This window comes from Myxococcus vastator, assembly GCF_010894475.1.
In the GTDB taxonomy this organism is placed as follows: domain Bacteria; phylum Myxococcota; class Myxococcia; order Myxococcales; family Myxococcaceae; genus Myxococcus; species Myxococcus vastator.
Genome location: NZ_JAAIYB010000326.1, coordinates 1 through 9,770, shown reverse-complemented (window position 1 = coordinate 9,770; position 9,770 = coordinate 1). Strand labels below are relative to the sequence as shown.

The 9,770-nt window shown below is 70.4% G+C and carries 8 protein-coding genes; 3 read left to right on the top strand and 5 right to left on the bottom strand.

The window, feature by feature from the left end; genetic code table 11:
- Positions 1–1,168, bottom strand: a 1,168-nt coding sequence (locus G4D87_RS26670) for a serine/threonine protein kinase (RefSeq protein WP_163785247.1), incomplete at its 3' end; no start/stop codon positions are given.
- Between the two features lie 269 nt (positions 1,169–1,437).
- Here G4D87_RS26670 and G4D87_RS26665 point away from each other — a divergent pair.
- The gene (locus G4D87_RS26665) at positions 1,438–2,307 is read left to right on the top strand and encodes an ABC transporter substrate-binding protein (RefSeq protein ID WP_163785245.1); all 870 of its coding nucleotides are present in this window, start codon (positions 1,438–1,440) and stop codon (positions 2,305–2,307) included.
- On the opposite strand, the gene G4D87_RS26660 is transcribed toward G4D87_RS26665, so the two are convergent.
- Complete coding sequence (locus G4D87_RS26660; RefSeq protein WP_163785243.1) at positions 2,304–3,566, bottom strand: endonuclease; 1,263 nt, start codon at positions 3,564–3,566, stop codon at positions 2,304–2,306. The genes G4D87_RS26665 and G4D87_RS26660 overlap by 4 nt on opposite strands.
- A 136-nt stretch (positions 3,567–3,702) precedes the next feature.
- On the opposite strand from G4D87_RS26660, the gene G4D87_RS26655 reads away from it, so the two are divergent.
- Positions 3,703–5,487 carry a BamA/TamA family outer membrane protein gene (locus tag G4D87_RS26655; RefSeq protein WP_163785241.1) on the top strand — a complete coding sequence of 595 codons (1,785 nt, stop codon included), beginning with the start codon at positions 3,703–3,705 and terminating at the stop codon, positions 5,485–5,487.
- Between the two features lie 13 nt (positions 5,488–5,500).
- Here the strand turns inward: G4D87_RS26655 and G4D87_RS26650 are convergent, their stop codons facing one another.
- Positions 5,501–6,277 carry a UPF0489 family protein gene (locus tag G4D87_RS26650; protein WP_163785239.1) on the bottom strand — a complete coding sequence of 259 codons (777 nt, stop codon included), beginning with the start codon at positions 6,275–6,277 and terminating at the stop codon, positions 5,501–5,503.
- A 122-nt stretch (positions 6,278–6,399) separates the two neighbouring features.
- On the opposite strand from G4D87_RS26650, the gene G4D87_RS26645 reads away from it, so the two are divergent.
- Positions 6,400–8,604 carry a S9 family peptidase gene (locus G4D87_RS26645; RefSeq protein WP_163785237.1) on the top strand — a complete coding sequence of 735 codons (2,205 nt, stop codon included), beginning with the start codon at positions 6,400–6,402 and terminating at the stop codon, positions 8,602–8,604.
- A gap of 104 nt (positions 8,605–8,708) precedes the next feature.
- Here the strand turns inward: G4D87_RS26645 and G4D87_RS26640 are convergent, their stop codons facing one another.
- Positions 8,709–8,915 (bottom strand): cold-shock protein, encoded by a 207-nt coding sequence (locus tag G4D87_RS26640; protein ID WP_163785235.1) that lies wholly within the window; start codon positions 8,913–8,915, stop codon positions 8,709–8,711.
- Between the two features lie 157 nt (positions 8,916–9,072).
- A partial coding sequence (gene sucB / locus G4D87_RS26635; protein WP_163785233.1) for a dihydrolipoyllysine-residue succinyltransferase occupies positions 9,073–9,770 on the bottom strand: 698 nt, incomplete at its 5' end.

Genomic DNA, 9,770 nt, shown 5'->3' with positions numbered 1-9,770 from the left:
GGGTGGGGCGCAGCGCCACCACCAGGGCCGCGCCAAGGCCCACCAGCAGCGCGCCGCCGCCCAGGAGCAGCCCCAGCGGCTTGCGGCCGCCCTTGCCCGGCGTCTCCTCCACGGAGATGTCCAGCGCCACGGTGGCGGGACCGGAGCCCGCCGCGCCGTGGGGACCGCTGATGGGGCCGCTGCCAGGGGCGCTGCCGACGCCGCTGACGCCGGCGAAGCGCGCGCCACTGAAGGCGCCGCTGACGCTCACCGTGGACAGGGTGCGGCGCGTGGCCTCCATCACCTCGTCCATGGACTGGTAGCGCTCCGGTGGCGTCTTGGCCAGGCACTTCATCACCAGGGCCTCCACCTCTCCGGGGATGCCATGGTTGGGGTAGAGCGAGCCGAAGGCGGGCGGCAGTTCGTTGATGTGCTTGACGATGACGTCGATGCTCTGCGCGGCCAGGAAGGGCGGCCGCCCCATCAGCATCTGGTAGAGCACCACGCCCAGGCTGTACACGTCACTGCGCGGGTCGGCGATGTTGCGCGCCTGCTCCGGCGCCATGTACTGCGGCGAGCCCAGGATGATGCCCGCCTGCGTAATCGACGTGTCCTGCGGCACGGGCGCCGCGTCGCCGATGAAGGACTTCACCAGGCCGAAGTCGAGCACCTTCACCACGTCGTGGTCCGTCTCCTGGTTGAGGACCATGACGTTGGCGGGCTTGAGGTCGCGGTGGATGAGGCCGACCTTGTGCGCCTCGCGCAGCGAGCGGGCGATCTGCTGGGTGATGTTGAGCGCGCGCGGCCACGGCAGCGGGCCCACCTGCGTGAGGAGCTGGCCCAGCGTCAGCCCCTCCAGGTACTCCATGGCGATGTAGTAGATGCCGTCGTCCGTCTTGCCGTAGTCGATGACGGTGACGGTGTTCGGGTGGCGCAGCTTCGAGGTGACGCTGGCCTCCAGGAAGAAGCGCTTCTGGAAGCCCGGGTCCTTGCCCTCGCCGTACTGGGGGTTGAGCACCTTGAGCGCCACCAGCCGGTCCAGCGGGGACTGCACGGCCTTGTAGACGCGGCCCATGCCTCCGACACCAAGCGTCTCCAGGATGCGGAAGCGCTCGTTCAGGACCCGGCCCAGCATGGGGTCCGCGACGTCGGGTGGGGCGCCATTCGTCGGGGCGTTGCTCTCCATCATGACTGCCCCCACCGACCGGTGAGGCACGTGACACGCCGGTCGAACATGAGGGCAGATGCTAGCACTGCAATCCTCCACCTCCCAAGCGACCTGCCGGGTTGGCGCAGTGCGCCACCGGCCGAGAATCCGGCTCGGGCGCGACAACGTTTCACAGGTGACACACATGAGCCGTGGCGTGGCGGGGAGTCCGGTGAAAGCCCGGCCCGCGCGCGCTGTCGGATGCTACGGACACGTAGCGCGGCGGTGGCCGCGTTAGGGTGCGGCCCCGCATGAATGCCCGCCTGTCCGAGCTGCTCTCCGCTGCGCCGCCCTATCCCCGCCGCGTCGTGTGCCTCACCGAGGAGACGACGGAGGTGCTCTACCGCCTGGGCGCGGAGGACCTGGTGGTGGGCGTGTCCGGCTTCACCGTGCGCCCGCCCCAGGCGCGCAAGAAGCCGCGGGTCAGCTCGTTCCTGGACGCGAACTTCGAGCGCATCCTGGAGCTGAAGCCAGACCTGGTGCTGGGCTTCTCCGACTTGCAGGCGGACATCGGCCGCGAGCTGGCGAAGCGGGGCGTGCCCGTCTACCTGTTCAACCAGCGCTCGCTCGCGGAAATCCTCCAGTCGGTGCGGCTGACGGGCGCGCTGGTGGGGCGGCCCGAGGCCGCGGAGGCGCTGGCCGCCGAGCTCACCGCGAACCTGGCGCGGCACGCGGACGCGGCGGAGTCGCTGCCACGCCGGCCGCGCATCTTCTTCGAGGAGTGGCACGAGCCGCTCATCTCCGGCATCCGCTGGTGTTCGGAGCTGGTGGAGCTGGTGGGCGGCGTGGACGTGTGCCGGGAGTCGCGCGCGTCGCAGGGGGCGCAGGGCCGCATCTTCGCGCCGGAGGAGGTGGCGCGGCGCGACCCGGAGGGCGTCATCGCCAGCTGGTGCGGACGCAAGGCGAAGCGGGAGAAAATCGTCGCCCGCCCCGGGTGGGCCGGGGTCCGGGCGGTGGTGGACGACCAGCTCTACGAGGTGAAGAGCTCGCTCATCCTCCAGCCGGGGCCGGCCGCCCTGTCGGACGGCGTGGACCGGCTGGCGAAAATCGTCGCGGCGGTGGCGCGGGGCGAGCAGCTGCCGCCCCTGCGCGCTGGGGAGCTGCGCTCCGCGGGGGCCTAGAAGTCCTTCACGCGGTCGGCCAGCGCCGAGTCCTCGACGAAGGCGTTGGAGTTGCCCTGGATGGTGGCGATGCGGCGGTTGCGCTCGATTTCGGCGGAGTCCACCGTGTCGAGCTTGTTCCACGCCTTGAGCACCGCCTCCTCGTCGTTGGAGATGGACTTGTTGTAGGTGGCGGAGAAGTAGAACATCGCCCGCGCCACGTTGCCCTTGTGGGAGTCGGGCGGCTCGAACACCATGTTGCCCCGGGCGTCGGTGCCGAACTTCGCGCCGTTCTGGCTCCACCGCTCGTTCACCACCACCCCGAACGGGAAGCTGCCGCGCCGGGAGTTGGCCTTGCTGTCGGTGGGGTAGAGGTGGTGCAGGTCGCTCTTCGCCGAGCCCGTGGCGCCCTTCGACTGCGGCCAGGTGTGCTCGGTGTTCATCACCGAGTTGTTGGGAATCTTGCCGCCCTTGACTTCGGCGCCCGTGTACACGCAGACGACGTTGCCGCTCTCGTTCACGTCCAGGCTGGAGAACATCAGCCGGCGGGCCTCGTTGTAGCTGACCGTCCGCTTGCCGGAGGAGTAGTCCTGGAGCGCGTCCAGCAGCGCGCCGTCGCGCAGGCCCTCGAAGAGGCCGTCGTCGGGCTCTTCCGGCTCCTCGGGCTCCGTCACCGGCGTCTTCGGGGCGATGTCCAGGCCCCACGACTTCAGCGTGCCGGTGTCGCCGCGCGCCGCGTCCTGCACCTCCAGCGTCCAGGTGCCCTTCGTGGGCTCGTCCTTGAACGCGGACAAATCGAAGGCGCCCGTCAGGTCATCCGCCGAACCGCCCTTGCGGTCCGACACCACCGCGCTCTTGCCGGACGGCGAGGTCAGCGTCACCTTCAGGTCGCCCCGGTAGGTGTGCTCGATGTCCAGGCTGAGCTTGAGCGACTCCACCGTGGCGTCCTCGGGGACGTCGAGGGTGCTCTCGATGGTGGTGTGGTCCTTGATGTCGGCGTTGGGCGTCGTGCTGTGGACCAGCGACGCCGCCCGTGTGCCGACCGCGGCCTTCAGGTGGGAGGCCGCCGCCTGCGTCGCGGTGGGCGTCTGGGGAACGAAGACTGCGCCGAGCTTCGTCAGCATCGAGGGCGTGGTGCCCTCGAGTCCCGGCCGCGCGGGCTGGAACGAGCTGGTGGCCGCGGAGGAGGTCGTCCGGGGAGCGGACGCCGTCTCACGGGCGGTTTCGGTGGTCGGGCGAGCGAGGAGGGGCGAGCGGCGGGGGCCGACGACGCTGGTCATGCCGTCATTATCCACCCAGTGGGCTTCGCGGTTGCTTCCCCCATGTATATTTTTGACGCGACCGTGAAAACGGGAAATCCCGCGATGTAACAGAGCGCGGCATTGTCCAGGGGGCAATGGCGCGGCTCATGACAGGATGCCTTGCGTGCCGCTTTCGCTGCCTGCGCTGCTCGTTGCCATGTCTCTCGCGGCCGCGCCTCCCCCGTCGGAAGCGTCGTCTGACGCGCCGGCCAAGGGGCCCGCGTCCGCCATCGACAACTACGAGGACGCGCTGATTGAAGAGGCCCTGGCCCGGCACGGCCGGGTGCTGGAGCCGGCGCCGGAGGGCAAGGTCCTGGAGGAGGTGTTGGTGGCCACCGAGGACGTGGTGGCCGAAATCGACCCCTTCCCGGACTTCCTCAACATCTTCCATGCCCGGACGCGGGACGACGTCGTCCGGCGCGAGGTGCTGCTCCAAGTGGGGGCGCCGTATTCGGACGCGCTCGCCCAGGAGACGGCGCGCAACCTGCGCGGGCTGCGCCTGTTCTCCATGGTCCGCCTGGTGGCGGTGAAGGGCCGCGCGCCGGGCACGGTGGCGTTGATGGCCGTCACCAAGGACATCTGGTCGCTGCGGCTCAACAGTGACTTCGCGGCGGTGGGCTCGCTGCTCCAGTACCTGAAGCTGCAGGGCACGGAGCAGAACTTCCTGGGGCGCGGCAAGCGCATCGCCGTGGACTTCGTGCTGCGGCAGGACACCCTCAGCCTGGGGCAGAGCTACACCGACCCGCGCGTGCTGGGCAGCCGCTGGTCGCTCAGTGAGTCCATCGCCGTCATCCAGGGGCGGGAGACGGGCAAGACGGAGGGCTCGCGCGGCAGCCTCGCGGTGAGCCGGCCGCTGTATTCGCTGTCCACGCCCTGGAGCGCCAGCGCCTCCGTGGCCTGGAACGTGGAGACCAACCGCGTCTACCGGGGCGCGTCCATCTGGCAGTTGCCCTTCCCCGGCGGGCCCGCGGTGCCCTACGTCTACCGGACCGAAGAAGTGGTGGGCGGCTTCTCGTACACGCGCTCGCTGGGCACCCGCTACAAGTGGAACGTGGGCGGCACGGTGGGGGCCTACCATTACGCCTACGGCGCGCCGCTGGCGTCCGGCCTCTCTCCAGAGCAGTCGGAGTGGTTCAACCGCAACTACCTGCCGCGCGCCGAGGACGCGGGCTACGTCGGGCTGAGCCTGCGCGCCTTCGACGCGCGCTACGAGGTGCTGCGGGACGTGGACTCGTACGTCCTGGCCGAGGACTTCCAGATGGGGCACTGGCTGGCGGCCACCCTGCGCTACGCGCCGCCCGTGTTCGGCGAGCAGAGCCACTTCGTGGAGGGCGGGCTGGCGCTGCGCTACCGCCTGCGGCTGGGGGACACGCTCACCACCGCCTCCCTGTCGGGCGCCATCCGCCGGCCGCTGGGGCCTGGGGGAGCGTGGACCAACCGGCGCTGGGCGGCGGAGCTGATTGAGGTGTCGCCCAAGGTGCTGGGCGGGCGCTTCGTGGCGCGCGGGCTGCTGGACGTGAATATCGACGACTTGTTCGACCGCATCCACCTGCTGGGCGGCGCCAACGGCCTGCGCGGCGCGGGCGCGGACGCGTACTCCGGCCGGCGGCTCCTGCTCTTCAACCTGGAGTACCGCAGCCGCCCCGTCGTCGTGAAGACGGTGCACCTGGGCGGCGTGCTCTTCTGGGACTCGGGCAGCGCCTTCAACGACAGGCCCGCCATGGTGCACACGGTGGGCATGGGCCTGCGGCTGCTCTTCCCGCAGTTCAACGTCCTGCCCTTCCGCGTGGACTTCGGCTACGTGCTCAATGACGCCCGGCCGCCGGTGGGCAGCCGCTTCTCCTTCGCGGGCGGACAGATGACGGACGTGCGGCCCAACTTCATGGAGACGCCGCTGTAGCGGGCGGCGTGGCTCACGGGGGCTCGGTGCGCAACAGCTCCCGGAACAGCACCTGGGCCGCGTCCTGGAACAGGTCCCCGGACGCGAGCAGCCCGCCGCAGTGGTGGGGCTCGCGCGCCAGCGTCAGCGCCACCGTCTTCTCCAGCACGGCGTCCCAGAAGGGCTCCGAGTCCGCGGGCAGCAGGAACTCGCGAATCACCTGCCGAGGCCAGGGGAGCACCGTCGTCGGGTCCGCGTCGCTCAGGGAGGTGAAGCAGTCCAGGTCCACGTCCAGCAGCACCCGCCCGGCCGCGTCCAGCACGTCGCGCACGGCGTCGCCGGGGGCAGGGCGGCTGTAGGCCTCCGCGGCCCGGTCCACGGTGGACACGGCCACCAGCCGGTGGGGCCGGCCCCGGCTGTCCACGTAGGTGTCCCCCGTGAAGGCGCCGCGGGGGCGGGCGCGGGCAATCAGCAGCGCGTCACCCACCAGCCCCGCCTCCATGGCCGCGAGGATGTGGTCGTAGTTGCGCACGTCCAGCGCCCAGCGGGCGTGTTCGTCCAGCGCGCGCAGCCCGGCCGCCCGGTCCGGCACGACCGCGGGGGCCCGGGGCACCACGGTGTCCAGGTGCCGGTCCAGCGTCACCAGCAGGGCGGGGCCCTCCGCGTCACCCAGGGCGCAGGCCCAGGCGGGGAGGGCGAGCCGGTGCGGGTCGAACACGTAGGCGTCCTTCGGGCCCCGCCCGCCGCCCAGGCCCAGCCGGATGACGCCGGCCAGGCGCAGGTGCCGCGGGGCGTCGTCTTCCGTTTCCATTGCGTCGGGAATCCTCCAGCAGCCCAGGCGTTTGCTCCGGCCGCGAGGCCGCCGAGTGTAGGCTGCTCCGCGCACCTTTCCACGAAAGGAGCCCCGCCCTCCCCGCGGGGACTCGACGACGCATGCGCCACGTCCTCACCGCCGCGCTCCTGTTAGCGAGCGCTTCGTCCTCCGCCCAGGAACTCAAGCCCCTGACCATGTCCCAGTCGCAGCGGAAGCAAGACCCCTTCCTGCGCCAGTTCTCGGAGACGCGCCGCTTCATGAGCGGCCGGCCCGGCGGCGTGCGCATCTCCCCCGACGAAAAGAGCGTCCTCTTCCTGCGCACCCAGCCCACCTCCAACGTGCAGACGCTCTACGCGTTCGACGTGGAGAGCGGGCAGACGCGGGAGCTGCTCACCCCCGAGGCCATCCTCAAGGGCGCCGAGGAGACGCTCACCCCCGAGGAGAAGGCCCGCCGTGAGCGCATGCGCGTCAGCGCCCGGGGCTTCACCAGCTACCAGGTGTCCGAGGACGGCGACCGCCTGCTGGTGCCCCTGTCGGGCCGCCTCTACGTGGTGGAGCGCGCCAGCGGCAAGGTGACGGAGCTGAAGACGGGCCCCGGCACGTTGGACCCGCGCTTCTCCCCGGACGGCAAGCAGGTGGCCTACGTGCGGGAGCATGACGTGTACCGCATCGACGTGGCCGCCAACCGCGAGCAGCGCGTCACCAAGGGCGGCACCGAGGCGAAGTCGCACGGCGTGGCCGAGTTCGTCGCCCAGGAGGAGATGGGGCGCTTCACCGGCTACTGGTGGAGCCCGGACGCGAAGTCCGTCGCGTACACGGAGGCGGACACGACGGACGTGGAGAAGCTCACCATCGTCGACGTCATGCACCCCGAGCGCGGCGGCGAGGACTTCGCGTACCCGCGCCCTGGCAAGGCCAACGCGAAGGTGCGGCTGGGCATCACCCCCGTCACGGGCGGGCGCACCGTGTGGGCGAAGTGGGACGCGGCGAAGTACCCGTACCTGGCCACCGTGACGTGGCCCAAGGGGGGCCCGCTTACCGTGCTGGTGCAGAACCGGGAACAGACAGAGCAGCAGCTGCTCGCGGTGGACCCGCGCACGGGCAAGTCGCGTGCGCTGCTGACGGAGAAGGACGACGCCTGGCTCAACCTGGAGCAGGCCTTCCCGCTGTGGCTGGAGGATGGCAGCGGCTTCCTCTGGTACACCGAGCGCAACGGCGGCCCGGAGGTGGAGCTGCGCAAGGCGGACGGCTCGCTGGCGCGCACCGTGGTGAAGCCGGACGCGGGCTTCCGCTCGCTGGCGCGCTACGTCCACCAGGACGGCACGCTCTACTTCAACGGCGGCCCCAACCCCACGCAGAGCCACCTGTGGCGCGTGAAGGCTGGCGGCGCCCCGGAGAAGGTGACGGCGGGGCTCGACATCGAGTCGGGCGCGGTGTCCAAGAGCGGCGCGCTGGTGGTGATGTACGGGCAGGGCCTCAAGGCCATGCCCAAGGTGCAGGTGGTGCGCGCGGACGGCACGCGCGTGGGCGAGCTGCCCTCGGTGGCGAAGGAGCCGCCCTACACGCCCAACGTGGAGCAGCGGCAGGTGGGGCCCCAGCGCTTCTGGACGTCCCTGGTGCGCCCGCGCGACTTCAAGCCCGGCAAGAAGCTGCCCGTCATCGTCGAGGTGTACGGCGGCCCCACCACCACCGTCGTCCACCAGAGCATGGCCGCGCACCTGATGTCGCAGTGGGTGGCGGACCAGGGCTTCCTCGTGGTGAAGATTGACGGCCGCGGCACCCCGCTGCGCGGCGCGAAGTGGGAGCGCGAGGTGAAGGGCGACTTCTCCGGCGTCACGCTGGAGGACCAGGTCGCCGCGCTCCAGGCGCTGGCCAAGGAAGTCCCCGAGCTGGACTTGTCCCGCGTGGGCATCTCCGGCTGGAGCTTCGGCGGGTACATGTCCGCGCTGGCCGTGCTCAAGCGCCCGGACGTCTTCAAGGCCGGCGTGGCCGGCGCCCCGGTGGTGGACTGGCTGGACTACGACACCCACTACACCGAGCGCTACCTGGGCGTGCCGCAGCAGCACCCGGAGGCCTACGAGAAGAGCTCGCTCCTGACGTACGCGAAGCAGGACAAGCCCATGGGCAAGCTGCTGCTCATCCACGGCACCGCGGACGACAACGTCTACTTCTTCCACACGCTGAAGCTGAGTGACGCGCTCTTCCGCGCCGGCAAGCCGCATGACTTGCTGCCGCTCAGCGGCTTGACGCACATGGTGCCCGACCCGCTCGTCACCGAGCGCCAGTGGGAGCGCGTCATGGACCACTTCAAGCGCCACCTGTAGGCCGCGCGGCCCCAGGCCTCGGAACAAACAGAGGCCCGGTCCCCAGGTGGTGGGGCCGGGCCTCTTGTCATCGGCCAGTCCGGACGGAGTGGCTGACGGACGCGTTAGCCGGCGGCGCGGACGTTCTGCGCCTGCAGGCCCTTGGGGCCACGGGTGACCTCGAACTCCACCTTCTGCCCCTCCTGGAGGGTGCGGAAGCCATCCATGTTGATGGCGGTGTGGTGGCAGAACACGTCCTCACCACCGCCGTCCTGGGTGAGGAAGCCAAAGCCCTTCGCGTCGTTGAACCACTTCACGGTACCGGTTGCCATTGCACGTCCTTCAGTCTTGCGGGGCGGCGCGAGGAGAGCCGCCCGTTCTTCCCGCCCCCCGACAACCGGGAGACACTCCCAGTTGTAGTGAAACGGCCGGCTGGAAGTCCAGCCGGCCGCCCGGAATGCAAGTCTTGCCCGGCTACCGGGCCTGACGTCAGACGTCCAGGAGCAGCCGCTCCGGGTCCTCGATGCACTCCTTCACGCGCACCAGGAACTGCACGGCCTCGCGGCCGTCGACCAGCCGGTGGTCATAGGTGAGCGCGACGAACATGATGGGCCGAATCACGACCTGGCCGTCGCGGGCCACGGGGCGCTCGACGATGTTGTGCATGCCCAGGATGCCCGTCTGCGGCGGGTTAAGGATGGGCGTGGACAGCATGGAGCCGAAGATGCCGCCGTTGGTGATGGTGAAGGTGCCACCCTGGAGGTCGGCCAGGGCCAGCTTGTCATTGCGCGCCTTGGTGCCCAACTCGCCCACGGACTTCTCCAGCTCCGCCAGGCCCTGCTTGTCCGCGTTGCGCACCACCGGCACCACCAGACCGCGGCTGCCGCTGACGGCCACGCCGATGTCGTAGTAGTGCTTGAAGATGACGTCCTCGCCGTCAATCTCCGCGTTGATTTGCGGGAAGGCCTTGAGGGCCTCGACGGAGGCGCGGAGGAAGAAGCTCATGAAGCCGAGCTTCACGCCGTGCTTCTGCTGGAACTTCTCGTTGTACTTCTTGCGCAGGGCCATCACCTCGCCCATGTCCACCTCGTTGAAGGTGGTGAGCATGGCGGCGGTGGACTGGGCCTGGATGAGGCGCTCGGCCACGCGCTTGCGCAGCGGCGTCATCCGCACGCGCTCCTCGCGGG